At 33.9% G+C, this 26244-nt stretch carries 22 protein-coding genes and 1 pseudogene; 3 read left to right on the top strand and 20 right to left on the bottom strand.

Annotation, left to right across the window (positions count from 1 at the left end; genetic code table 11):
• Positions 1 to 105: 105 nt before the first annotated feature.
• Both J7J00_RS20670 and J7J00_RS20665 read right to left on the bottom strand, forming a co-directional pair.
• Entirely contained in the window at positions 106 to 576 is a 471-nt protein-coding gene (locus J7J00_RS20670) for a UPF0158 family protein (protein WP_214794230.1), read from the bottom strand.
• Positions 577 to 689: 113 nt separating this feature from the next.
• The gene (locus J7J00_RS20665; RefSeq protein WP_214794228.1) at positions 690 to 1247 is read right to left on the bottom strand and encodes an isochorismatase family protein; all 558 of its coding nucleotides are present in this window, start codon (positions 1245 to 1247) and stop codon (positions 690 to 692) included.
• Between the two features lie 913 nt (positions 1248 to 2160).
• Here J7J00_RS20665 and J7J00_RS20660 point away from each other — a divergent pair.
• Entirely contained in the window at positions 2161 to 2715 is a 555-nt protein-coding gene (locus J7J00_RS20660) for a hypothetical protein (protein WP_396020592.1), read from the top strand.
• Positions 2716 to 3352: 637 nt separating this feature from the next.
• On the opposite strand, the gene J7J00_RS20655 is transcribed toward J7J00_RS20660, so the two are convergent.
• From J7J00_RS20655 to J7J00_RS29070, 3 genes and pseudogenes are all read right to left on the bottom strand, one after another.
• Positions 3353 to 4036, bottom strand: coding sequence for a response regulator transcription factor (locus tag J7J00_RS20655; RefSeq protein WP_214794226.1), 684 nt, complete (start codon positions 4034 to 4036; stop codon positions 3353 to 3355).
• Positions 4033 to 4248, bottom strand: coding sequence for an ATP-binding protein (locus J7J00_RS20650; RefSeq protein WP_214794224.1), 216 nt, complete (start codon positions 4246 to 4248; stop codon positions 4033 to 4035). The genes J7J00_RS20655 and J7J00_RS20650 overlap by 4 nt, the downstream gene beginning before the upstream one ends.
• Positions 4249 to 4553: 305 nt before the next feature.
• A pseudogene (locus J7J00_RS29070) lies at positions 4554 to 4725 on the bottom strand (IS110 family RNA-guided transposase); the annotation flags it as partial.
• Between J7J00_RS29070 and J7J00_RS20645 the strand changes: the two are divergent.
• Positions 4702 to 4827 carry a spore germination protein gene (locus J7J00_RS20645; RefSeq protein ID WP_214794223.1) on the top strand — a complete coding sequence of 42 codons (126 nt, stop codon included), beginning with the start codon at positions 4702 to 4704 and terminating at the stop codon, positions 4825 to 4827. The pseudogene J7J00_RS29070 and the gene J7J00_RS20645 overlap by 24 nt on opposite strands.
• Before the next feature lie 706 nt (positions 4828 to 5533).
• Here J7J00_RS20645 and J7J00_RS20640 read toward each other — a convergent pair.
• From J7J00_RS20640 to J7J00_RS20590, 11 genes are all read right to left on the bottom strand, one after another.
• A complete protein-coding gene (locus J7J00_RS20640; RefSeq protein WP_214794221.1) occupies positions 5534 to 6643 on the bottom strand; it encodes an ABC transporter ATP-binding protein in 1110 nt (369 codons plus the stop codon).
• Between the two features lie 30 nt (positions 6644 to 6673).
• On the bottom strand, positions 6674 to 7465 hold the full coding sequence (locus J7J00_RS20635; protein WP_214794219.1) for an ABC transporter permease: 792 nt from the start codon (positions 7463 to 7465) through the stop codon (positions 6674 to 6676).
• 17 nt (positions 7466 to 7482) lie between these two features.
• Positions 7483 to 8388, bottom strand: coding sequence for an ABC transporter permease (locus tag J7J00_RS20630; RefSeq protein ID WP_214794217.1), 906 nt, complete (start codon positions 8386 to 8388; stop codon positions 7483 to 7485).
• Positions 8389 to 8451: 63 nt separating this feature from the next.
• Positions 8452 to 9555, bottom strand: a complete 1104-nt coding sequence (locus tag J7J00_RS20625; protein WP_214794215.1) for an ABC transporter substrate-binding protein — start codon at positions 9553 to 9555, stop codon at positions 8452 to 8454.
• A gap of 277 nt (positions 9556 to 9832) precedes the next feature.
• Entirely contained in the window at positions 9833 to 11536 is a 1704-nt protein-coding gene (locus J7J00_RS20620; RefSeq protein WP_214794213.1) for a sigma-54 interaction domain-containing protein, read from the bottom strand.
• A gap of 93 nt (positions 11537 to 11629) precedes the next feature.
• Positions 11630 to 12817, bottom strand: coding sequence for an MFS transporter (locus tag J7J00_RS20615; RefSeq protein WP_214794211.1), 1188 nt, complete (start codon positions 12815 to 12817; stop codon positions 11630 to 11632).
• A 127-nt stretch (positions 12818 to 12944) separates the two neighbouring features.
• Positions 12945 to 13772 carry a helix-turn-helix domain-containing protein gene (locus J7J00_RS20610; protein ID WP_214794209.1) on the bottom strand — a complete coding sequence of 276 codons (828 nt, stop codon included), beginning with the start codon at positions 13770 to 13772 and terminating at the stop codon, positions 12945 to 12947.
• A gap of 1788 nt (positions 13773 to 15560) precedes the next feature.
• Positions 15561 to 15776 carry a DUF202 domain-containing protein gene (locus tag J7J00_RS28330; RefSeq protein WP_286201504.1) on the bottom strand — a complete coding sequence of 72 codons (216 nt, stop codon included), beginning with the start codon at positions 15774 to 15776 and terminating at the stop codon, positions 15561 to 15563.
• 78 nt (positions 15777 to 15854) lie between these two features.
• On the bottom strand, positions 15855 to 17126 hold the full coding sequence (locus tag J7J00_RS20600; protein WP_214794207.1) for an MFS transporter: 1272 nt from the start codon (positions 17124 to 17126) through the stop codon (positions 15855 to 15857).
• Positions 17127 to 17141: 15 nt separating this feature from the next.
• Positions 17142 to 17960, bottom strand: coding sequence for an MBL fold metallo-hydrolase (locus J7J00_RS20595; protein WP_214794205.1), 819 nt, complete (start codon positions 17958 to 17960; stop codon positions 17142 to 17144).
• A 59-nt stretch (positions 17961 to 18019) separates the two neighbouring features.
• Positions 18020 to 18493, bottom strand: a complete 474-nt coding sequence (locus J7J00_RS20590; protein WP_396020591.1) for an MgtC/SapB family protein — start codon at positions 18491 to 18493, stop codon at positions 18020 to 18022.
• Positions 18494 to 20074: 1581 nt separating this feature from the next.
• Between J7J00_RS20590 and J7J00_RS20585 the strand changes: the two genes are divergently transcribed.
• On the top strand, positions 20075 to 22261 hold the full coding sequence (locus J7J00_RS20585; protein WP_214794201.1) for an extracellular solute-binding protein: 2187 nt from the start codon (positions 20075 to 20077) through the stop codon (positions 22259 to 22261).
• Between the two features lie 267 nt (positions 22262 to 22528).
• Here the strand turns inward: J7J00_RS20585 and uhpT are convergent, their stop codons facing one another.
• The 4 genes from uhpT to J7J00_RS20565 form a co-directional block, all read right to left on the bottom strand.
• Positions 22529 to 23899 carry a hexose-6-phosphate:phosphate antiporter gene (gene uhpT, locus J7J00_RS20580; protein ID WP_214794199.1) on the bottom strand — a complete coding sequence of 457 codons (1371 nt, stop codon included), beginning with the start codon at positions 23897 to 23899 and terminating at the stop codon, positions 22529 to 22531.
• A 129-nt stretch (positions 23900 to 24028) separates the two neighbouring features.
• Positions 24029 to 24865: a 5'-nucleotidase, lipoprotein e(P4) family gene (locus J7J00_RS20575; protein WP_214794197.1), complete on the bottom strand. Its 837-nt coding sequence runs from the start codon at positions 24863 to 24865 to the stop codon at positions 24029 to 24031.
• A 79-nt stretch (positions 24866 to 24944) separates the two neighbouring features.
• Positions 24945 to 25094 (bottom strand): hypothetical protein, encoded by a 150-nt coding sequence (locus J7J00_RS20570; RefSeq protein WP_214794195.1) that lies wholly within the window; start codon positions 25092 to 25094, stop codon positions 24945 to 24947.
• 130 nt (positions 25095 to 25224) lie between these two features.
• The gene (locus J7J00_RS20565) at positions 25225 to 25431 is read right to left on the bottom strand and encodes a hypothetical protein (protein ID WP_214794193.1); all 207 of its coding nucleotides are present in this window, start codon (positions 25429 to 25431) and stop codon (positions 25225 to 25227) included.
• Positions 25432 to 26244 lie beyond the last annotated feature (813 nt).

Genomic DNA, 26244 nt, shown 5'->3' with positions numbered 1-26244 from the left:
AGCTGCCTTAAAGACAGCTCTAATCTTCAGCTAACGCACCCGTTAGTTGAACAAAGAGCAATCACCTTATTCAGCCATAGGTCTCGTGCCATACATTTTTAAAGTCTAATTATCAATAAAGTTTATGTTATTGTCTAGACACCATTTAATCGCAATTTGTTTATATCGTTCGTCACGATAAGAATACCATTGCTCCTCCATTTCAACGTCAATGATTTTGTCCTTAAACCTTCTAAAAGCACCCTTCCCCTTAATTGAACTTAATAATTTATCTTGCTTTCTTTCATCACTAACAGTAAAGCAAAAGTCTTCTATGATTTCATATTCATTTACTTCATATTTTGTTGGGAGTTCCTTGTAATTCTCAAAGTTTTCAAATACATCATTAGCAACTTTTCTATCTTCTTGTTCCCACTCAGGTAAATGCCCGAATTCTTCTTCATCTTCAGCTGCTCTCAAGTCATCCAAAGTTACTGAAATGATTTCACCAGTTTTTACATTAAAAAATGTCCGAGACTCATCAAACTGCATTTCCAATTCTTCAATAATGGCCTGAATCTTTACTGGATTTCTCAATTATTGATCACCCTTCAATTTTTTACTAATGCACCCGTTAGTTTAAGTATTGCACTTCACAAACCAGTAACTGGTTTACCTGCTTTTTGAAAAAGACGATGAATCTATTATCTTTATCGATGGTCATCGTGAGTAGGTTTAAACAAGTCTTCATTTGAATTTCTAACAAGTGAAAAATTGTCTACATTATAATGTCCGTGAAGAGTTTCATTGTGATGAAGGATTATTTGTTTTGCAGATAAGTTTTTGGAATCAGAAGTAGAATGTCCATCTCCAACTAATGTTACATCAAAGTGATTGATTGTTGCTGTTCTAACAGCTGTATCAATACAATGTTCCGTCTTACATCCCATTATTACAATATGGACTACATTGTTTTTACTTAAATGTTCGTGTAATGGAGTGCCATAAAACGAATTTGTGGCAGATTTATCAAATATGATAGCAGCTGATGGTACTTTTATATCCTTGTGTATCTGGAATCCAGGTCCTTCTCCATTTGAAACATCTAAATCTCTTATAAAAACAACGGAGATCCTTTCATTTATCGCTTTTTCAATTACAGTATTAATGTTATTAACGATTTTTTCTTTCTCAAAGACTCCTTGTTCTTCTTTATTACCTTCTATTAATTCCTGTTGAGCATCGATTATCAGTAATATTTGTTTCAATATTTTCCCCCTAAAGTTTTTAGCAGTTAGTTTTTTCCTGTTTTTTATTAATATCAGGTAGTATTTTAAGCACTTCTTACTAAGCTCTTTATATTTTCGTCAAAAGATTTACTAATACCTTCTCGAACTATCATGCCCCTATAGTCGAAGAAGGGCATTTTTTTCTTCAATTTGAAAGAATGATTATGATAAGTGGAGTACATTCAAAAGGTTACCAATTAAACATACGTTAAGGAAAATACTGTAGCAAACAAGGAGTATTGTCTGTAAATCCATACCAATAACGGTTATTAAACTGCTATTTTGGTGATTTGTTTTTGGTTTTTCTTCTTATGGTTATAGAAAATCTTTAGAAACCCACCTTACGAACTACATCTTAAACTTCACCTAAAACGAGGGTATATGGTGAAAAATATCTTTAGCAAAAAACCTGCTTTTTCATTCCAAAAAATGTCTTAGCGTATGTTTTCCGCGAAATGTTGGCGGTACGCCTTTATTGATTTTATTGTAATCCCTGCGGTTGACCCCCAAGCCTATAGGGTTTTGAGCTTGCCAGACATCACACGAGTAGCACTATTTAATGGTCAAACTTTTTACCTAATTCCAAATATAGGGAAATATATTCTTGTATGGGAATAATAGAAATTGTAGGCTTATGGAGAATCATCCTCTGAAACATTTCGTATAAACGGCTGGAAAGCGAAGCAGGAAGGAGAAAGAAATATGTAATAAAAGAGAATTCAGCATTGGTTTACAAGCCGGTATCGGCTGTTCCATCAAGATTGATTTTACGCAGGGGCTGTCAAGATTGGTTCGCTTTTTCCGGCCAAAGAATCTAAATTTTAATAATATGGGAGTGAAGAAATTGCGAGTAAAACTTTGTCTTTCCTTAATATGTTGTCTTTTCGTTGCGATGGGATTTACCCCAGTATCGAAGGCCGCAACGTATGCAGAAAAAGATTATACGATTAAAACGTTCGACTATTTAACTGTGGATGGAAAAGATGTGTATTCCCAGGCCCAAGTGAATACCAAATCCAACAAAGAAATAAAAGTAACCATGGTTCTGCCTAAACAGAATAAAGAGGGCGATTGGTTGGCGTACGGATTTACGAGCAGGGAATCATTTAAGGCATTTATCGAAAAAGATAAACAGAAACTTCAAAACAAAGTCAATATCATGGGCAGCGGTTCTTGTTGTACCGATTTCTATGAGTCTAAAAATAAAGGTGGGAATTATATTTATTGGAGAGACGGGTTTAAAAACTTGCCTTCAAGCTGGAATGACAGAATTTCCTCCTTAAGTACGGCGTCACCTTCTTCAAGCTATTCGACGACGCTGTGGGAGCATACTTCATCTCAAGGGTATGGCAGAGGAGTCTCCTTTAGACACTCCGATTGGTATGGTAAAACAGCTAATATGGCTTCGGATTGGGACAACAAGGCTTCGGCGATCGAAATCAAGTAACGAGAGATTGCCAATGACCAGGTGAAGGAGTTTCAAAATCACTATTCTCTCATTGATTTAGAGGAATGGGAGAATAGTGATTTTTTTGTAAGTTTCGTCGCAACTGCCACCCGGGCACAAGCCGTCGTAAAGCGGTAATTTTCCGGGCTTATGCAGGTGCTAAGGAAGCGTATATCTAGAACCCTATTTCAACTTGATGAAAAAGTGTTGGTAGGACCCCGTTAAGGGAATTCCACCCTAAAAAGTCGATCTCTTCTACGTTAAGGAATCGACTTTTTTTACTTCTTCTTGAAGAACCGTTCGTAAAAGTGTACTTATACGAACAGTAGCAACAATGCTATATAACCTCCATTTTAGAAATTTTAAACTCAGGGAGTTGCAACCTAGAGATAAACCTGCTTTCCACTAATTAGGGAAGAGAAGAAGGAAGGACACAGTTCGGAATAGTAGATTTCCATGTTTAAAACAAGTGAAGGACTCCATAAAAACAGTGAAAAAGTCAATTTTTCAAAAACAACAATATAACCTCAAAAAAAAACGAGCATTTAGAATTGCTTCTAAGGCTCGTTTCATGAAAAAGTCCAGCTCTTCAGCAAGCATTGCGAAAACTGAAGAGCCGGACTTATCAAAAGGTAAATTATTTCACTTCTACCCAGCTTTTTTTAATAGCTAGAACAACAGCTTGTGTACGGTCGTTTACATTCATTTTTTGAAGAATGCTACTCACATGGTTTTTTACTGTTTTTTCACTAATGTATAAAGTTTCGCCGATGGCACGGTTGCTTTTTCCGTCTGCTAAAAGTTGAAGAACTTCACACTCGCGTCGAGTCAATAGGTGACGCGGTCTTCTGATCTCTACAGCATGCACTGAATCACGATCAGCCCCCTCTTCAGCAGCTAAACGGTGATATTCTTTGACTAGATTATGGGTCACCTTTGGATGAAGGTATGAGCCACCTTCTACGACTACACGAACAGCATCAATTAACTCATCTGCATCCATTTCTTTCAAGAGATAACCTTGTGCTCCTGTTTTCAATGCATGCTGTACATAGTTTTCATCATCATGAATCGATAAAATGATGACTTTCGTTTCAGGGTAACGGTTTACAAGCATTTTAGTCGCTTCGACACCGTTCATATTCGGCATGTTGATATCCATGATAACAACATCTGGTTTGTGTGTTTTAACAAGATCCATAGCCTCGCTTCCGTCATTGCCTTCGGCAACAACATCAAAGGAGGATTCAAAATCTAATATACGCTTAACGCCTTCACGGAAAAGCTGATGGTCATCGATAATGGTGATACTAGTCTTCAACGGCTTCTTCCTCCTAATTTATTTAAATGCCTATTCTTATTCTCTAAAATTTGTAAATGATAGGGAACTTTTATAAACACCAAAGTACCTGCCCCTGGTTGTGAATCAATTTTCATTTCGCCTTCAAGCAGCTCGACTATTTCCCTCATGCCTACCAAGCCAAAAGAACCCTCTTTCAAGAGGCAGATGTCCTTTTTGGTAACGATTTTCATTTTTTTTATATTAACTATTTATCGTCAGTCTGTATTTTCAAGGTCCGATTCAAGGCTAAAGTTCATCAAACTACATTAATAAAAACATAGATTTAATTTATATTATGAACTACATAATAATACGTAAATATACAAACCAATTAAAATTTTTCATAAAAATAAACTTATGCATTGGTCATTATACTGCATGAAATCAGATTTAGCGTAAATACGCATTGAATAAAACTAATGAGAATTCACCTCTGAACTTCATATAATAGGAAAATATAATGATTTTGAAGTGTTCCTGACAAAGGCGTGGGAACATCTTTCACCATATCAGCGGATGACCAGGGCATCTTTCTTTTCGAATGAGTATCATCACGGTTTTCTCTATTCCTTTTTACTAAGTGAGGGTTTACCGTTACAACCCCAATTTGTTTAAATAAACTATTTTGAAAGATTAATCATGTAATGGCCTATAGGTACCATTCCCACATTGTGGATAAACCCTATTCTCCCTTTCTTCAATTTATCTCAACGGAACGACCCGATGCAGTCGCATCTCATATTTTTCAGGGTAGAATCGTGTCATGGTAGCTAGCTGTCCCAGGTAGAAGCCATACGCCCCCCTAAATAAAGCAGTTTAAAAAACACAATTCAAAAAATTCAAGTTGGACTTAATTGAAAAATCAGAATAAATAACTTATTCAAAATTCATCGTACTATTAACATAGCACCCACTCATTTCCTGTAACAGGAACTAAGACTACTTATTACCAATTTTATAATTTAATTGATTTGTAAAGTCATAGTATCTTCAAGGGGAAATTGAATGCTAAGTTATGTAATTTCTTAAACAAAATAACACTGAATTTCCGTACGATGCAGAAATTCAGTGGGCACAATTATTTATGGAATAGGTTATACTAGCTATTATTTTGAAAAGAAACTAATCCAGGCAAAAATAGGTTTGGTTATGGTTTTAGTCGAAGGATTAAAAAAGGGGGTAGCATAAATCTTCACCAAGGAAACTAGGCGGCTTTTACAATTGATTGTTATATACACCCTTTGAAATGAGGGGGATTTTTGCACTTCTTTCCTAATGACATTGCAATAATTTTGTTGATGTCAAAAATTATTTCGATGATCCAAAGTCTTTATAATAGTAGTTTTTCAAATTTTCAATTGAACAAAGAGATGTTCACTAATTAGTGAACATCTTCTTTGTTCCATTTTTAGTTAACAAAACAACCAGATGAGAACGCTCTCTAATACGATAATCACTAGCTGTAGTGAAATTTGCTTATTTAGTCAAAATTGGACTTTGATAGCGATCCCGAATACCATTTCCTATTACGATTCCATCTTCCTCGTTCCATGTTACATATACATATTCTCCAAGTTGATATGAATATTCACCCGCATTTTGTGATACCGCTGTTAAACGGGTTCCAATATTGAGCTTTACAATCGTTTGAATGTACAAACCTGCAAAGATAATCTCTTCAATAGTGCCGCCTAATAAAAACTCAGCATTATCATTATCTTTCATCAATTTCAATCTCTCAGGTCGAACAGATAAATACATCGGACCTTCTATATCCTTTTCCTTTCCAAAACGCCCGCCTACTCGGCATCCTTCCAATTCAAATATAGGGTATTCTAAATGGTTATCAACCACACTGACTTCAAAAAGGTTCGTATCCCCAATAAAATCAGCTACAAATTTTGTAAGGGGCCGTTTGTATATTTCCTCAGGAACATCAATTTGCTCAATCCTACCTCTATTCATAACCGCGATACGATCAGACATCGTGAGGGCTTCTTCCTGATCGTGGGTAACATAAATAAAGGTGATTTCTAATTTTTTTTGAAGCTGTTTTAATTCATATTGCATTTCCTTACGTAATTTTAAATCCAGTGCCCCTAACGGCTCATCTAACAATAATACTTTCGGGTTATTTACTAGAGCTCTAGCGACAGCGACGCGCTGCTGTTGGCCACCGCTTAACTGTCGCGGCTTCCGATTTCCAAATTGCTCCAATTGAACGAGTCGCAACGATTCTTTTACTCTTGATTCAATCTCAGATCGAGGGACCTTTTTCATTTTTAACCCATATGCTATATTTTCTATCACAGACATATGTGGAAATAATGCATAGCTTTGAAAGACAGTATTAACATCCCGCTTGTTTGGTGGTACTCCTACAACGGATTGGCCATCTAATAACACTTCCCCACTATCAGGCTCTTCAAATCCTGCAATCATTCTCAGCGTGGTAGTTTTTCCGCATCCACTGGGCCCCAGCAGGGTGAGAAATTCACCACGTGTTACATCAAGATTGATCCTGTCTACAATTAGTTGATTCCCATATGACTTTTCAACATTCTTAATTTTAATGATAGAATCCAAAGTATAACCCCCTATTAATTTTCTGTATTATTAAGTTTCTTCCCGATTCAATCTAGTCACTAAGACAATCATAATGACAGAAAAAACAAAAATGAGCGTAGAAATTGCGTTTACTTCAGGGGTTATCCCCCTTCGCAGCATAGCCCAGAACTGAACTGGGAGCGTTAGTTCACGACCAGTCAAAAAGTAAGTAACCGGAATCTCATCCAGAGATAAAGTAAAAGATAAAAGAGAAGCACTAATAATAGCGGTCTTAAGGTTCGGTAAAACAACGAGAAAGAACGTTTGGATACGCTTAGCTCCCAAATCAAGGGAAGCTTCTTCGATGGACCTATCCATTCTTTTTAACCTTGCATATACTTGCGTCATTACGACAGCAATTAAAAAAGTTCCATGCCCTAAAAAAATGGTTATTAATGAAAGATTCATCCCCAGCAAAACAAACGCGCTCATCATTGCAACCCCCGTAATAATACCGGGTAAAATCATTGGAAGTAGTACGATACGCTCAAAAAAAACTTTTCCAGGGAATTGGAATCGATCAATAGCAAAAGCTGCTGGAATTCCGAGTAATAAACCAATAATTGTTCCAGCAACAGCCACATAAACACTATTAAGGAGTGAATGAAGTAGGGCTAAATCCTGAAAAAGAACAGAGTACCATTTCAACGACCAATGGGTAATCGGAAAGGAATTAATGGCGTTTCCATTAAAGGAGTAGACAACAACCACCAACATAGGTAGATACATAAACATAAAAATTAAAATCGACGAAGTCTTAAGTCCTAATGTAATCCAATCAAATTTTGTTGTTTTTTCCATCTTTCACACTCCCCTGCTTAATTTTCATAACTTGAAAACCTTTTTTCTAATCGATGTGTAATCTCAAGGATGCCTAAGACAAGGAGAAGTGTGATAATTCCAATGGTTGATCCTAAAGGCCAATTGTTTGCCACCCCAAACAAGCTATACACAACATTAGAAATCATCATGCTGCTTGTACCACCAAGGAGCTGCGGTGCAAGAAAGTCGCCCATCGTTAAGACAAAGGCGAAGGTTGCTCCCGCCACGACCCCTGGTAGACTAAGCGGAAAAATGACGCGCAAAAAGGTTTGAAACCGAGTAGCGCCAAGATCCTTAGAAGCTTCCATGAGGTTGCGGGGAATATGCTCAAGAGAGGTATAAACAGACATTAACACCCACGGTGTATAAATATGCGTAAGAGCCAAAATCACTGCATACGGGCTATAAAGAAAAACGGTTAATGGTTTATCAATGATGTGCAAAGCCAGCAGCATGTTATTTAAAATCCCATCTTCCCCGAGTACAATCTTCCAGGCATACGCACGAACCAGGTAGCTTACCCATAGTGGAATAATGACAAGAGTATAAATAAGCTGTTTGTTTTTCTTCACTTTGAAATTAATAAAATAAGCTAACGGATAACTTATTAGGATACTAAATAAGGTCACCCAGCTAGCAATTTTAAGTGACTTTAGTAATGTTCCATAATATAAAGGGTTTGTAAAAAACTTCGTGTAATTACCCAAAGTGAGTTCATGTACAATAGCTCCAAAATCCATCTTCCAAAAGCTATTCATAAACAATACTGCATAAGGAATTAATAGAAATATAGACAACCAAATAATAGGTAGAATTAGCAAAAGCAGCAGCCTTGGATTACGTTTCTTCTTCACTTTTTTTATCGTCTTGAGGGGACGAACTGGTGTTGATATATTATCCATAAGCATTCTCCTTAAGTTTAGGATAAGATTCACCTAGCAGATTACACCGCTAGGTGATTTCTTCTACTGAGCCTTTACTTCGTTCCAAATTTCATTGTATTTATTACGGTCTTTTACTTCTTGCCAAAAATTGATCTTTTTCATATAGTTATCCATATCATCCACATGAATTGCTTTAGCCTCTTCCGGCGTCATTAGCTTTGCTGTTTCTTTATTTGCAACACTATATCCTGTTACTTCAGACACTATTTTTTGTGATTTTTCACTAATTGCATAATCAATGAACTTTTCGGCGAGTTCTTTATTTGGAGAAGAATTTACAACCATTAATCGGTCAATCCATCCTGTAATTCCTTCTTTTGGAATAACCTCTTTGAGATGGCGTCCACTTGCATTCACTGTTTTTGGCGTTAAAGGCCACCCAACAGCGAGCACGACTTCTTTATTTGCGAACAAATCATTCAATTCACCACCCGTTGCCCAATATTTACGAATCTGCGGCTTGACTTCAAGCAGTTTTTTCTTTGCTTCTTGTAATTGTTCATCCGTCATATTGTATATAGCTGAGGGATCGTTTTTATCTAATCCCATCATCTGTCCTACAAGGTAAATATTAGAGATGTCATCCCACAATGATATTTTCCCCTTATATTTTGGATCCCAGAAAACATCCCAACTTTCCGGTGGATTCTTAATTGCATCCGCATCATAAATTAATGAATCTGGACCCCAGACATACGGAATTCCATAAACCTTATCACTTTTTTTGACATCATCCATGTCTTTCAATTTATCTGCTATCTTTGAATAATTTGTAATATTACTTACGTTGATTGGCGCGACTATACCCTGACGTACTAAATAACCAGCCACATCAGATGAAGGAGAGATTACGTCATATACGTTTCCCCCACCGCCTTTAAGTTTAGAAACTAGTTCATCACTAGAACCGAAATATGTGGCTGTGATTTTAACGTCATATTTTTCTTCAAAATCTTTGATTAGCTTAGGGTCAGCGTATCCTTCCCATGTTAAGAGATTTAATGTTTTCCCATCAGATTTCCCTTTGCTTTGGGAAACTGTGGATGAATCATTGCTGCATCCTGTTACTAACATAGAAATACACATTGCGAATAGTAAATATACTATTTTTTTGTTTGATTTCAATTTGGTTCCTCCTTTTGTTTTTCGCAGTTACTTTTACCAATAAATGATTTCCCTATATTTCCTTCCCCCCTGTAAATTATGAAATGAATGTTACTTCTTTCTGTATCTATGCAATAACAATGCCAATAATCTGGATACACAAAAAAACAGCCACTTGTAAACCTTTGTGGCCGTTTTTTTGTGTATTGTTATTTAACAAGGATTCAATATTGCATTTAAAGGGAGAATATACCTGTATTTCCCTCTACAAAAATTCACTTATGCATTCTCAATTGTTTTAAATAGTTGAAGACTTGGTACGATGAATCTTTCTTACAATCGTAGATTGACTTACCCCTAATAAATCAGCAATTTGATATGTGTTGGTTGTAATTGTTTGTGCTTTTTTGATTAATTCGTATTCTAAAAAGTCAATTGCTTCTTTCAAAGGAACGATATCATTCACTACGATGGGCGATTGAGGTTTAGGTATATTTAAGTTTTTAAAAAACATTGGCGAAAGGAAACTCTGATCAATAATTTCACCTTCAGCCACAGCATACATCCATTCCACCATATTACGTAGTTCTCGAATATTACCGGGCCAGTGATATTTAGTTAATAACAAAAGAATATCACTGGAAAATTCCTTTACTGCTCCATTACTTTCATTTAAACGCTCTAATGAAGAGACCAGCATGGGAATAATATCTTCTCTTCTTTCACGCAAAGGTGGTACCGTTACAGGAATTACGTGTATCCGATAGAATAAGTCTTCCCTAAAAAAACCCTGCTCCACGAGTTTTTCTAAATCTTTATTTGTGGCTGTAATAATTCTTACATCAACCTGATTAGGTTCAACTCCTCCTACTTTATAAAAAGTATAGTCCTGCAAAACTTGTAAAAGCTTGGCCTGCATTGTTAATGATAATTCTCCCACTTCATCAAGAAAAAGAGTCCCCCCGTTTGCTTTTTCAAAAAAGCCTTTCTTTCCATTTTTTTTCGTGCCAGTAAAGGCCCCTTCTTCATATCCAAATAACTCACTTTCTATCAAGCTTTCCGGAATAGCTCCACAATTAATCATGATAAAAGGTCCATTCTTTCGCATACTATTTTCATGAATAAATTTTGCTAATTGACTTTTACCCGTTCCTGATTCCCCTTGAAGTAGGATCGTAGACTCCATTTTTGCCGCCCGCTGTAGAAATTTAATTAATTTTATCATTGTGTTACTTCTTATGATTAAAGAACCAGTTACACCGCAAGAGTCATTTTTGCTATCTAAAAGACTCAATCTAGACGCTTTACCCTGAATAAGATGGATATCTGTTATATCTTTTGAAGCGCTTATTACTCTGTAAATTTCACCTTGATCATTATAAATAATACTTGTCTGCACAATCATCTTTTTTTCATTTCGTGTATTTTGAACTAATGTGACACTTTCTCCACTCTCAATAGCTAGAACGGTAGCCGATGGAGAAAAAAGTCCCTCTTCTTCTAATTCACGTACTTGTTTACCAATCAATTCTTCTTGTGAGCATCCATATAACCATTCACATTTTTCATTCACGCGGAGAACTGTACCTTCCCCGTCTGTTACAAATATCCCTTCAAAAGAGGAAGTGAGAATCACCTGCAGTTCTTTAGCTAATAAGTGTTCATTTTCAATTGGCTGCTGTTCAACGTCCAGCGATTTGCGTATTATTAGTCCCATCCCATCGCCAAAACCGGGCATAATATCAATCTTAATCCCGGAATATTCAAAAAAATCTTTAGAAAAATTAAAATTAAAGCGTCTTTTCCAGATTTCTCTAATGTTATTAGGAAAATCGTAAATAGATTTAATAGAACTGCTCTCCTCCCCAAATAATAGAAAGCGGGCGGCCTTATTAATTACAACCACATCCCCTTCTGGATTGAAGAGAACCATTCCGTCATGTATGTGCTGCATCATTCTATTAATAAATTTCCAAGTTAGCATTGAAGGCAGTTTTTCCACCTGCTGTCCCCCTTTAATAAAAGAATGAAAGCCAATGATTCCTTATGTGGGAAAAATCGGCTTTTTTATAATCTATTAAGTTAAAAATTTATTCTATCCCTTAGCTTCAGAAACAAAAGTGTCTTTGGGATTCTTCTTAACCTTCTTTGGACGATAAAGAAAGCTTAATATTACAAATAATCCAAGTAATGTACCTATTATGTTAAACATCATTCCCGGAGGGAAGTTCCCTAGAACATATCCATTTATACTTGGAGCAACCATACTAGCCGTACTGAAATTTAGCATGGCAATAAGCCCTGCCGTAGGCACCATACTCTTTGGTAAAACATCTGCTGCGTAAGCAAGCCCAAGTGCATAAAATGAGCCCACTCCAGCCCCTGCAATCGCAAGTAAACACATCATCATCCATACCGAATGAGATACATAGGGAAATAGAACGAATGAGATACAAGCAACAACAGCACTGGCCGTTAAAATTGGTTTTCTTCCTATACGATCACTTAATATACCGATTGGATATTGTAAAATAAGATTACCAATTACAAATGATGGTAAAATCAATGATATCCACTCTGGTGATACTCCTATACGTAAAGCATAAATTGGGAAACTACCATTGAGAGAAGCTTCATTGTAACCGTATAATAATGGAGGAATAAATGCCAACCACCCATAACGAATTACAGCTGTGTATTTGGCCCCACCACTCGAATCGTCATTATTTGAACTTGGATGCATATTGTTAATTAAGCCCAGCATCAGGAAGGCAATTACACAGCATAGACTTACTACTGCAAAAGGAACCCATAATCCCAACGGAAGTAAATTAATTCCAAGAGGACCAATACTAAAACCTAGACCATATAAAAGTCCATATAGTGATATATAGCGACCCCTCTTCTCCTCTGGGGCTATTTGTGTGATCCAAATTTGACTAGCATAGTGAATCGCAGAATCCCCCATGCCCATGATAAGACGTAAAATAAACCAAATGCTCAGTGAATGAAAAAGCGGAAGAAAAATTGTAGAAATTGTTACTAAAGCAAGTCCAAAGATAATGATCGTACGATACCCGAAACGACGTAAAGGAGTTTCTATCCAAGGTAAAATCAGTAACATTCCAACATATATTGCAGTATTGTTAAAACCATTTACAAGAGTAGAGACACCCCGTTTCTCTAATATAATTGAAAGCATCGGTAGAATAAGCCCCTGAGTGATACCGGCAATAAAAATTAGAAAAACGAGTGTAATAACAGTAAATTTTGTTGAACGCATGAATATCTATCTCTCCTTCTATTTTGAAGTAAAAGGATATACTTTATATAGACTTACCCTATATCCTTAACTAGTTTAATCTCGCTCGAAAAATTTGTTGCCTTCCAAGTAATTTTTAATAAGAATATTACGATAATTGCTCAAGTTTATTGATTGTCTTTTCTGATATTGGTGTATAACAACATATCTTTATATCAAATAAGTTATGAACTTGATAGACGATTTTTTCAAAAGACAAAGTACCAATAACTGGATGATTAATGTTGATAGGTAATTTAAAGTTAAGGTCTAATTCTACATCGTAATCTAGCCACCAACTACTAAATTCCGGACTTGATATGTGCAAATATTCTATCAACTCTTTATACCAATCTTCTGTTGAATAACGATTACAGTCTCTACGGAACAAAGTTAGATTTCTTCGTGCAACCTCTTCCCAGTTTGCACAATAATTACGAATTTCTTTATTTGTAAATAGAAAATTTATTATATTAAATACTTCTAACCCCCCCTCTTGCCTGAAGTCTCCAAATAACGAATCGAAAGTTTGATTGAAACCTACTAAATTCCATTGATAATCTAAAATATAACAAGGATGTGTATGCATATCAGTAATGTTTCTTTGTATATCAAAAATGATATCTTCCCCCGTTTTTTCTAAAATAGGGTTGTCATAATATAGATTTGCTAATTGAAATAAGTAAGATGTCTCTATTTGATTCAGTTTTAATGCTTGAGCAACTCTTTCTAGCACGTCAGGAGACACATTGATTCCCAGCCCACTTTCTAATTGGAGATACCACTTTACACTTATATTAGCCGCTTCAGCAACGTCTTCTTGTGTTAGAGAATGTTTACGTCTTCTATGAGTTACAGGAAGCCCTACGTCTTTAGGGGATAATTTATTACGACGTGAGCGTAAAAAATGTGATAACTCAACTCTTTTGCAATCCATTTCCCACCTAATTCCTCCCATGAATAAAATCCTTATTTTAAAAAATCAAAAATCGATAAAAAACTGGTTCTAGTTGTTATAAGTCAGATTTATTGGCAATTTATAGAGACTACGAAGGAGTTTTCATTTTTTCCACATTAATAAATCGTTTTTTAATGATATGTGTTTAAAACACCTCTTTAACGTTATTAAGCATAAATTTTTGTTAGGTATCTAGATCAATTCATTTTTAATTACTCCTTCCTTTACGTTTCGGAGTGTCATTGCTAGTAATAATAATTATTCAAATAGATTCCCATTTTCATTGGACTATAGCGGTCATTGATAATCACCTCTTATTATGAGTAATTTCTTTTCCCATTAAATGGTTCAAATAATATATAGCAAGATTCATGCCACTTTAAATACATAAAATATTACAAAAAATTAAATTGTTTAAATTTGTGGTTAATCTTACCAAATTAACTCCATACAATAAGCCAATTTGAACATCGCGAACGAATTTATTGGCAGTTATGTTTAAATTACCCTATGAGCAAATGAATAAATTGCCAATATTCGCATAATTTCGATTGTATTTTTTCTTGTAGGACTAAAATGGCAGAAAGTTGGATGGTTTAGGCGCAAAAAAAATAATAAATGAAGAAAAACTCTGTAGAGATTCCTTTCCACAGAGCTTTCTTCAAATCTATAAGCTTTCAACTAATGTTTGGGTGGCAGAGCACCTTCTCTTTGAATAGGTGCATAGAATTTTTTTTCCCTTACACTTGTTCAGATGTTTCCAAGCTTAACTTCATAAATGTTTTGCCGCTTTTTAGTTAGTAAACGATTCCCGTTATACTGATGGCCAAGTTACCTGAAATGATTACCGATAACGTTAAACAAGCCACCCAGATCGCTCTCCCCATTACGCTACATATAAAGCTTGAAAACGAGGCTGATTAATTAGAACATCTAACCAAATATACATCGCCTAGAAAGTCGTGAAGGACCTGTATCAGCAAGACTATGAGGATTTTAAGAATAATTAGGTGACAGTTAAAACAAATATTCAGTTCCTGAACATTAGGGTTCGGGACTAAGAAATTAAATACTTCTGGGACAAGAATTCGGTGATTGTATAGGAGAAGTAACATAAATGAAATGGTGATCCAAATTAATTAAAAAGAGCCTTTACCCTAGCTGTGGAATATTTTCTATTACTCGAACAGTTTAATATATTCTTCTATATATATGATTTTGTCTCGAATTTACCCATCACTCATTAATGCTCTTTTATTGTGTAGTAAAATTATTTTCTTTGTGTTTTTCATTACAATTGATGAACATTTTGTCTAGATTTTAAGAGCTGCATAAAGCCCTGAAATGTTTCATTCCAAGGCTTTATTTCCAACCATCTATATTGTGTACACTCGCTATAATCTGTTTGAATTAGCTAAATACGTGAACACCTCTAGCCATTACTTTTACCTTCCTTTGCTCTTATAACTACCTCTCAGAATACCTCGCCTCCCCCAATATTCTGGGCAAAATGTTATCGAAAAATCTTTTTTCCTTTGCCACCATGCTACATATTGTTCAATAAAATTGAGTAATCGACTTCTTCAATGGAAACCCCTCTTTCTAACCAAGAAACAACATAAAATAACAATTTTAGGAGATAAATAATAACAAAGAAAGATAAATGAAAATAAGAAAAACTAACAGTGAGAATAAACTAGAAACAAATACTATGGAATGGTTAGACGGAATAAAAATGCCCTCTTGGATTTCTCTTCTTTTCCTTGCTTATTGTATAGTAGATAACAGACCAGTTATAAAACCTGCTATACACGCAAAGATTCCAAGAAATATTACTAAAACATTAATATATGAAACGGAGTTGATTTTACTAGTAAAATGCAATGAAGTATTTAAAAATCCAACCCCTGTAATAGATATAGCTGTCCGAATCCATGCTAGATAGATTCTCTCATTAGCTAAATGTTGTTGTGCATATTTCAAACTTTCTTATAAAAAAAGCGATTCTTTTTAAAGAAGAATTGCTTTTATTTCGTATTAAGGTTTACTTGGAGGGTAAATTTATTCATTAATAGATTTTTTACAATTAGTCAAGGTTTTTGCATTAGAATCTTCTTCGATTACTTTTTTCTTAAAAATCAGTTCCTTATCTTTGAAGATTAGTAAGAATACAATAGCAACTATAGCAGCGACCACTGCTGGATAAATCCAAAACATTTGCCATTGCTTTAGTGCATCTTCCCCTTGATCAATAACAGTATGATTAAATATATAGCCTGTTACAGAAGAAGCAAAAAGTAAGCCTAATCCATTAGAAATCGTAAATTTTAAACTTTGGGCTTGAGCTTTTATTTTCAAATTTGCTTTATTGTCAACATATATATCTCCTGCAGTAAAGAAGAAATCCCAGCATATTCCTTGTAGAGCTAATGCAATAACAATCAGGATAATTCCTGAATCCATTGTGGCAAAAGAGAATAACAAAGAACGAAGTACCCATGTTATTGCTCCCCATAAAATAATTCGTTTAAATCCAAATTTCAATAAGAAAAGCGATAATAAAAACATAAATATTACCTCAGTTGCTATTCCAATTTGCATCATGGTTGCAGCATTATTAAATCCTAATGCACTTAAAAATACTGGTACGTAAGCGCTATATGCTGTTTTTGGAATCATTAAAAATATTGTACATACCATAAATACGGTAAAATTTTTATCTTTAAACAAAGATAATGCATCGAGACATAGTAAATCTCTCAATGACAATTTCTTTCCCTTACCAGCTGCTGGTGTTTTAGGAAGAGTAAAACAATACAATCCTAAAACTATTGCTGATATTGCTGCTATTTTATAGGTCATGACACTTCCTGAAAAACCAAGTTGGCCTAGTAAAAAACCTACCATCATAAAGCCAAATGTGCCAAAAACTCTAATCATTGGGAACGTTTTCGCCCCATTAATATGCCTAAAACTAATATTATTTGCAAGTGCAGTAGTAGGATAAAATAGTATACCTACAATAAAAATCAGTAGTAGAAACATATTCGCGTTTTGTGATTCAATTTGAGACGGGATTGTGAATAATACACACGCATTAATTAAATGTAAAATCCCCATTATTTTTTGTGAAGCAATAAATCTATCTGCTACCATACCTATAAAAAGAGGTGATAGGATGGTGGCTACACCTAATAATGCATAGGAAGTTCCAATGATTGATGATAGACCAAAGGTACTTAGTACAAGTCCCATTGTCATATTCCAAGATCCTTGTACAAAATATTGTAAAAACATCATAACTACCAGTCGAGGAACTGTCTTATTTTTCATTTCATTACCTCCTATTTATATTAATTTTATTAGACCATCATAAGCCACTTCGATATTATAAGAATTAAATATTTCCACTAATTCATCGTGAATTAATCCGCTATTATGCGATAAATGCGAAACAATTAATTGACTAGATTTTGTGTGTATACCGTCCTCGATAAATTTCCTTTGTACCTCTAAAACCGTTTCAATACTCATATGACCGTTAGAACGAGAATTACCAGTGTACCCATGTGTACACTCTAAAACCGTTAAATCTATATTCTTTCCCTTTAACCATTCCCAAGTTAATTCCGGGAACCACCCTGAATCATGGCCATAGAATAAAACCTTTCCGTCCTTTTCTATAAAGTAGACAAAACACATTTCCCATTCAGCATGATTTGCTAAAAGCGGTGTAACTTTCGCTCCGTTAATTTCTACTGTTACGAACGGAATAAATCGAGTAAAACTAAAACGTTCTTTACTGTAACCAGGTAAGGCATCTAGACATCCATTGATAGCCCTGTCATTCCCAAATACTTTTAATGGATTTTTTATATTGTGCCCGTATCCTTCCATACGACTAAATAAATCACCTACATTAAAATGATCCGGATGAGTATGTGTGAAGATTAATTCTGTAATTTTTGTTACATCAATGTTATCTCGCATTACTTGATAACTATACTCTGGTGGAAAATCTATTTGTATAGTTTCATCAATAATTACTGCTGACCGGGTTCTTATATTTTTCCCTTTTTCTATCCTACTTTTTTCACAAATCCCACATTTGCAAAATGGATTTGGAATACCTTCAGAAGCTGCTGAACCTAAAAAATGAAGTTTCATAAAAATATCTCCTTTTTACTAACAATGGTGGAGGAACTTCAACAAAATCCCTTCTCATTTTAATTTATGGTAACATCGCTGCTACTCTCGATTATCGTACTTTGATTGCTTTCGTCTACACTGTTTTTCGTCTCAATAGCCCGGCTAATTCTTGCCAGTAGAAAAGTCATTAAGACTGAAAAAATCACGATTCCGTAAAAGCCTGCCCCAATTCCGATTCCAACGCCTCCGGAAAAAAAAATCATTGCCGCAGACGTCAATCCTTTCACCCTTTCACCATCTTTTAAAATAACACCCGCACCAATAAACCCCAGACCCGAAATAATTTGGGCGGTTAATCGCATCGGATCGACCCTTAATACTTGTTCAGGTAAATTGTAATTATTTGCACTATAAATAGAAATAAGTGTAATCAATGTGCATGCAACAGAAGTGTATGTGTATGTTTTTAGACCTGCAGGTTTATTTTTGTGCGAACGATCCCAACCAATAAATAGACCTACTAGTGCACTAACAGTAACTCGTACATACATCTCCCAATTCCCTAATATTTGACTATACTGAACAGAATCCAATATGTATCTCCTCCGCTCCAAAATTAAGTATTTAGAATAGTGTTAAAGAGTCTTTTCCCGCCCCTACAACACCACCTTTTAGTCCCTCTAAAATAATTGATAATACTTAAAGATCTTAAGTAATATTGTACTTTTCTTGAATAAAGAGCTTATTGTAATAATAACCAATTAACAATTTTATCCATTAAATTTCATTAACCCTTTACTAAGCACATCAGTATAGATGTAATTGAAGCTAATGTTTTTTAGGAAAATTCAAATTGTTAACGCTTTCTTAAATAGAATTTTAGCATATTTTTGGAACGTGTCAATATAATAAAATACTCAAAAAGTATAAAAATATCTATTTTACATACTTCTCTTTAACTAACTAAAGTAGTTTAAGAACAAATTTTATTGGAACGTTAAAATATTATCCCTTTTAAATGCTTTAATATTCAGTCACATTTCCATCAAAAAACAAGATTGATAATGGAAAATTCTATTTAAGGTGAATTTAATTTTAAATGACTAAAAAAAAAACCTTTTCAGGTCTAAGTAAATGGTCGTTTATTGCTTTATTTATTGAGTATACTAATAGATGTTTTATGAAACGGCTTCTAATTAAACATAAACTATAAGTTATAAGCATATTCCTAATTCGGTCTTTCATAGCTTGTAGGGTTAGATACCCTAGTTTACCGTCTCTTTTTTCGCTTTATCCACAAATAAATTAGAACATCGTTCCTAGATAAATTCGATAAGATCTGTTCGGATACTTTATCTCAAATAGGACCATAGCTTTTTTAAGATTTCAACTTCCTTCTGTAACCGAGGATTTCCTTCTGTATTACGGCTAATACCTTCAGAGTTAGGAATCTTTCACTAAATCGATAGAGGTTGAATTAATTGATTTGAAAAATTTATAGGCATAAATCAGTCAATATCATAAAGTCGTCAGGAAAGAAGGTTTTTGAATTAGCTCATATAAAGGTCTATATACAGCAAGTATTTGAGTTAGTAGGTCTTATGGACACATTTTAGTCCTTACGTTGTCTTGGAACGTAAGAATACTGGAGAGTAAATATATTAATGAATTCAAGACGACTATTGTAGATTTTTATCACTTCGGATAATTTGTAATAGATTTAAGTAGCAAATATCGATTTTATGTAGATACGATTTATAAATGGGTTAAAGCACATTTCATATCTTGTTGTAATTTTAAAATATTGCCTTTAGACTTCAGCAAACCATAATATTGAAGTAATTCAGGAGGTTCGATAAAAGGATTAATAGAGGTATATTTGTGATATAACCTTTCAAACACCTTGTTGATTGATTTAGCTAAATGTTTTATGATAGTTAACGTTTTAATGAGTCAGTCATCTCTTAGTGCACATACTTTCCCAATCTTATCGCCAGGATTTTTTCATATCAATTGTCATATGTTTCACTCATTCTTACTGACAACTCAATACCTATGAAGTTAGTACCAGTAATTATTTTTTTTTATTTCATTGTTATAATAATATTAATTACAAAGGGGGATTTAACAAAATGCCTACTATAAAAGATATTGCTAAAGCTGCAGGAGTATCACATGGTACTGTATCAAATGTTCTAAACGGCCGAGGAAATGTAAGTGTAGAAAAAATCAAGCTTGTAGAAGATGTAGCAAAAAAAATGGGTTACCAAATAAACGCTCGTGCAAAATCATTAAGAGCAGGTAGTACTAAAACAGTTTCTTTAATATTACCTAATATTTCTTCTGAACAGTATAATAAACTATATGTCGCGATAGAGAATATCTTTTTGAAATATGGATATTCCACTACTTTATATACTACAAATGATCAAAAAGAAAATGAACATTCTATTCTTGAAGAAATTGCTGCTAATCGAGATTGTGCAGTCATAGCTGTTTCCTGTTTAAGTAATGCAAATGAATATTATGAACAATTAAATATTAATCATGAAAATATAATTTTTGTTTATCGCAATTTAAAAAACTCAATAAAATTTGCAAGTTTCGATTTTGAAAGAATAGGAAGGTCAATTGCAAAAAAAATGTATGAAAAGAAATATCAAAAGATAGGGATATTTACTGACTTAATTGAATTTACTTGCTCAAATGATTTTAAAAAGGGATTTATGAGTGAACTTTCAAAACGAAATAAGAAATTAAAGTTTCTAACTATTTCTGCTACTCATTCAACAGCCTATAAGGATGCTTTTGACTTCTTTGCTGAAGATTTATTAGATGTTATTGTCACTACTGATATTGAAAAGGCTCGATATATAAAGAATGCTCACTTTCTAGGCAATACGGGTAAAAGTCCAGAAATATATAGTTTATCCGATTCAGACTTTCTTATTGAAGATTTAATTTACAAATATCATATGAATTATCAATTACTCGGAAAAGAAATTGCGGAGACTATTATTAAAAATGAATCAAATGAAGAGAAAGATTATTCACCAATTATTGTTGAGAATAAAGGTTTTTTATTTGATATCAAAAAAATAAATAATCAATATTCGGAAAAAACACTTAATATTCTTACTATACCTAGTCCTACAACTGATGCTTTAAAAAAAATAATACCTCACTTTAAAAAAACAACAGGAATTGAAATTCGATTAGCTGTTTATTCTTTTGAAGAAATTTATGACATTTTATCAGATCTTGAAAATCACAAACATTATGATATTATTAGAGTCGATATGGCGGGCTTATCATGGTTTGCAAAAAAAACACTAAAGCCTTTAAATTCTTTAAACACAGAGATAAATGATTTACTATCAAATTATCCAAAGGACCTAATTGATAGATATTCTCTTGTTAATGGCATAACATATGCAATACCATTTGATCCTAGTATACAAATGCTTTTTTATAGAAAAGATATTTTTGAAGACACAAAAGTTCGAAGAATGTTTTATGAAAAATATAAACGTGAATTAAAAACGCCCTCAACTTTCAATGAGTTTAATCTCATATCGGAATTCTTTTCTCAATCAAAAAATCCAGAATCTCCATTATCACACGGATCATGTATTACAACAGGAAATACAGAGATTATAGCGTCAGAGTTTTTATTACGCTATTATGCTGCAGGTGGACGACTAGTTCAAAATAACAATACACTATCACTAACTAAAGAAATAGCAAGTAAAGCTTTACAAAATTATATGGATAATTTAATTATAGCTAAAAATTTATCAGCTAAATGGTGGGACGAGTCTATTTCTCTATTTTCAAAAGGTGATATTGCTATGATAATTGTTTATATGAATCTTTTTTCAACTATAGCACATAGTGCGATTTCTCCATTAATTGGCTTCTCATCAGTACCAGGTGATAAACCATTACTAGGAGGGGGATCACTAGGAGTCTCTAAGTTTTGTCAAAAAGACAAAGAAGTTACAGAATTTTTCAAATGGGTGTATACTAATGAAATCGCTGAGCAGATTACTTTATTAGGCGGTACCTCTGTAAATGATTTTGTATATAGCAATCAAAGTATAATGACACAGTATCCTTGGTTAAATTTTGCAAATGAAATGGATTATAAAGGTTTAAGAGAATCTTCCTTTAAATCCGGTCAAAATTTTAATTTAAGAAAAGTTGAAAAAATTATTGGATTAGGCATCAAAAATGCTATTAACAATATTATGAAAAGAGAAGAAGCAATTGATTATATAAATTTGAGGTTGTCTGATAATGAACTTTTTGAACCTTAAAGAGATAACCCCGTTCTAATGCAAAAGTACTCTAGAACCAACCATCATTTCTTTCGAATTCAAAATCAACAAGCACAGTCAAATAATTTATAGAAGAGTTTTTGATTTTAGTCAGAGTTCACCTACGATTATTATCCTATGTAAATCTATACACAAAAACAGCCGATTGAATTTCGAAAAAAAGCTGTTTTTGTGTATGGATTTTGGTCCTATTTTAGATTAGACCGATTTTTTTATACTTGTATTTAATTTAGTCTTTTTGTTTTCTTATAATCTAATTTTCTTTTCTTCACCAAAAGATACAATTAATAAGGATATAACACCTAAGAACAATGAGACATAAAAGACGATAAAAGTATCGCTCCAACCGTGTAGTGTCAAACCAGCAACTGTTAAGCCACTTGTGGTAGGATCTGCAATTTTAGCCAATCCAACTTTTGCTATTGAATCTCCAAACAAATATCCAAATGTTCCACTTAATCCATTTGTAACTGTTGTTGCTTTTTTGGGAGCGAAACCTACAATCGATACAGCAATTAGAAGCTGGGGTCCAAATATTAACACACCTAAAACAAAAAGAGAAACATTAACCATCAGTTCACTTGTGGCATAACGGTAGCCTAGTACAGCAAAGGCAGTTAGAGCTAAACAAAAAACTGCTACTAAAGCTCGACGACCTTTTAATAAATCAGAGATATAACCCCAAAGTAAACTACCTACAAGAGCCCCTATTTCAAAGTAAAATATTGTATTTACAGCGCTCTCTGGACTGAAATGTAAATGCTCAGTTACATATAATGGAGCCCAATTATCGATACCTATGCGAACAATGTATACAAATACATTAGCCACACATAAAGTCCAAATCCATGGATTTTTCAAAACATATTTTGCAAAAATTTCTCGTTTTGACATTGATTCAGACTCAATATTTTCTTTTTCAATAGGCTCACCAAAAATTTCTTCACTACGATTCCATCCCAATTCTTCAGGATCATCTTTACCAAAAAATAAACCGACAATACCAATAATCAATGCTATGATTGCTGGAAAAATAAACATGCCTACTACATGTCCATTAAAAAATACATTAGCTCCCCATAAAGCTATGACTCCTGCAATTGCTCCCCCAATATTGTGTGAAGTATTCCAAAAACCAAGAAAACTTCCTCTTTTTTTTAGTGGCGTCCATCGAGTAATGGTTGAATATGAAGCAGGTCCTCCAGTAGATTGAAATAAACCACTTACTCCCCACAAAACCATAATCAACCCAATTGGTAAACCTCCTGCACTCATTGATAAACCAATACCTAAAACCATAATAGCTGATAAAATTAAAAGAAAAGAAATAATTCTTTTAGTATTTCTACCATCAATAAAATAACCTAATAAAGTTTTTCCAATACCATAGGTTATGGAAAAAACCAAACCAATGTATCCTAATTCGCTTGTTGAAAAACCTAATTGTGATTTTAATAAAGGTTGAGCAGCCTTAAAATTATTCCGTATTAGATACATTGCCATATAGGAAAAAAAAACAACTAAGAACGCTTTCAAAAACTGTTTCAACCAATTTTTGCGTTGAAATTCAATAGATATATTAGAATCTTTAATTCTATCAATACTAAAAAAACTCAAAAAAACTACCTCCCCTACCTGTTCCCTTCACAAAAATAAACGGGAAGTGGCTTGGAACATGTCTGTACGCCCGCTAATTCGAACTTGTAAGAAGCCTTGGGTCTCCTAAAATTCTAATTCAGTTTTGGTTCACTTTTCAAAATATTGCAAATAATCTTTTCGTATTTCTACTTTCTGTTGATTTGTTTTATCCTTGAAGTCATATAGCACATCTTCCCAGTCTCCATACATCGGATTTGGAAAAATAATAAATTTACTACCAAATTTGTCTTTCTCATCATTCACTATTTTATTTCTTTCCTCTAGAGACTTCCCCTTGAAACCAGGAAAATCTGATAAATTATCACCGAAGAACAACAAAATGTCATGTGACTGATCAACCCGTTGAACTCGGGATTCCTTTCCTTCTTTATTCGGTTCACTCAGTAATACATGTTCCTTAGTTGCTTGTGGAGCTCCAATCATCTTTAGATTTTTAATCGTATGGTCTAGTCGATTAGGTTTACGGTTAGAAATATAGTAAATCTTCACTCCTATTTTATTTGCATAATTTAGGAAATCCACTGCTCCTGGAAGTGCTTTTGCACTCGCGTTCTTTACCCATTCATCCCTTTTATAGGGGTATCCCTTTCCTGTTTTAACCACTAACGAGTGCCATGGGCTGTTATCCACCACTGTTTCATCCAAATCAAGTACGATAGCTGGATTTTGGCTTGTCTCTTTCTCCATAGCCTCATCAAGTTTCAATTTACCGAGGCTATACCCTTGGTAGTACAACGCTTCTGCTTCCCCTGAGTTCTGATACCATAAATCAGCCATGACAGATTCTTCTCCATACCCTTCTTCGTTTATTTCCTTTTGAGGTGCGGGCTGCGCTTTTGTTTCGGATTGGCTACTGCATGCGGTTAATGAAAAGAACACCATCCAAACTGTACTCATACCTATGAACTTTTTCTTTTTTTTCATAACTTACCTCCAAATATTTAATTTTTTTATTTAAGCTTACATGAACAGAATGATTTCTATTCGAAGATACATTTTGATATCACTTATCCGTCTTTTTCTCCAGTACAACATTTTGGGGATAAACTTCCGATGAACTTTCAGAGATTAAATCCAAATAAATTAAGAATTGATTTGTAATGATCAAGTCAGATGTCCAACGAGTTAAGACTTGATATACCTGAATATTCACTCTATTTACCCCGAGCTCTCCCTAAATGAATCTAATGTTCTACTGAAGATGTTGAGAAATACCAAGTAAACTATTCTATTCTGATTTACTATAATGATAAATAAACTTCCATCAGTATATGAGCATGATTTTAAGCAATCTTCATTTTCCAAGTTAAAGCGAAGAAAAATGGAGCGAGTATCCAAAATACAAGAATATGAGTAAGACCTCCCCCCTCATACTGATTAACAATATAGCCTATCTCCGCTATCACGAATGTTGCTCCAATAAGATAGACAATTAATCCCGAAGCGGTTCGCATAGCCTTTTGGGTACCAAAGCCAGAACTAGAAGTCATATTAACAACCGGTCCATAAATAAAGAAGTTAATTGCAACTAAGCAATATAGCCAACTAAAAATTTATGTTGATCTAATAGTTAAGTAGACAATTATTTTCCTAGCATGAAGTTTACACTTGTTAGTGCAGGCTGTTAACGGAACACTCTGTCTAAAATCTAACCGCATAGTAATGTAGCTTAAATTCCTTCATACTTGTATAAGAAATGAGCCCTTTAGTTATCTTTTATGAATATAAGTGAAAGTGAAGACATTCCACCTCCCAATTACCGAATTATTAGAAAGCAAAAATAGAGTTCAATGTGTCGTCTCCTTTCCAAATTTAGATACCTATTCCCCCCTTTTCAACACATTTAATTCTAAAAATAATGGCTCAATGCTAAACAGAAAGCTACAGTAATGGCATTCGTTTCTTGATTAAAGTATTTATTGGAGCAATAATCCAGTAATAATTAATTCTATGTTCATAAGCATGGATCCCTATGTTGACTATTCAGAACCTTATCAGTTAAGTACTAAAAACATCCATCATAGAAATAATTAATTTATACTTTTTACAGCGAAACACCATATTGTTAACGCTTTCTTAAATAGAATTTTAACATTCTTTTGGAACGTGTCAATAATAAAATGGATAATAATGTTTTAAATACTTATTTTTGTAATTAAAAACATGCATTATAATCATATAAACGTTTGGTACGTTCAAAATTAAAGTTGAATGGATGATGCTCTTATTTTGGATGGATGTCACATGGAACATAAATTAAATACTAGAAATGCAGACGTTAAAACTATCCTGCCCCTTTCGTA

It is taken from the genome of Bacillus sp. ISL-4 (assembly GCF_018613275.1).
Taxonomy (GTDB): domain Bacteria; phylum Bacillota; class Bacilli; order Bacillales; family DSM-1321; genus Peribacillus; species Peribacillus simplex_E.
Note: the sequence above shows the minus strand (reverse complement) of the source record. Positions and strands in the feature narration are given on the sequence as shown.

Bases quoted from the DNA above. Each gene is read 5' to 3' on its own strand.
- J7J00_RS20660 (WP_396020592.1), top strand. From the start codon at position 2,161: ATGGGATTTACCCCAGTATCGAAGGCCGCAACGTATGCAGAAAAAGAT.
- J7J00_RS20650 (WP_214794224.1), bottom strand. From the start codon at position 4,248: ATGAAAATCGTTACCAAAAAGGACATCTGCCTCTTGAAAGAGGGTTCT.
- J7J00_RS20645 (WP_214794223.1), top strand. From the start codon at position 4,702: ATGGCCTATAGGTACCATTCCCACATTGTGGATAAACCCTATTCTCCC.
- J7J00_RS20635 (WP_214794219.1), bottom strand. From the start codon at position 7,465: ATGGAAAAAACAACAAAATTTGATTGGATTACATTAGGACTTAAGACT.
- J7J00_RS20630 (WP_214794217.1), bottom strand. From the start codon at position 8,388: ATGGATAATATATCAACACCAGTTCGTCCCCTCAAGACGATAAAAAAA.
- J7J00_RS20615 (WP_214794211.1), bottom strand. From the start codon at position 12,817: ATGCGTTCAACAAAATTTACTGTTATTACACTCGTTTTTCTAATTTTT.
- J7J00_RS20610 (WP_214794209.1), bottom strand. From the start codon at position 13,772: ATGGATTGCAAAAGAGTTGAGTTATCACATTTTTTACGCTCACGTCGT.
- J7J00_RS20600 (WP_214794207.1), bottom strand. From the start codon at position 17,126: ATGAAAAATAAGACAGTTCCTCGACTGGTAGTTATGATGTTTTTACAA.
- J7J00_RS20595 (WP_214794205.1), bottom strand. From the start codon at position 17,960: ATGAAACTTCATTTTTTAGGTTCAGCAGCTTCTGAAGGTATTCCAAAT.
- J7J00_RS20590 (WP_396020591.1), bottom strand. From the start codon at position 18,493: ATGTATGTACGAGTTACTGTTAGTGCACTAGTAGGTCTATTTATTGGT.
- J7J00_RS20585 (WP_214794201.1), top strand. From the start codon at position 20,075: ATGCCTACTATAAAAGATATTGCTAAAGCTGCAGGAGTATCACATGGT.
- J7J00_RS20575 (WP_214794197.1), bottom strand. From the start codon at position 24,865: ATGAAAAAAAAGAAAAAGTTCATAGGTATGAGTACAGTTTGGATGGTG.
- J7J00_RS20565 (WP_214794193.1), bottom strand. From the start codon at position 25,431: ATGACTTCTAGTTCTGGCTTTGGTACCCAAAAGGCTATGCGAACCGCT.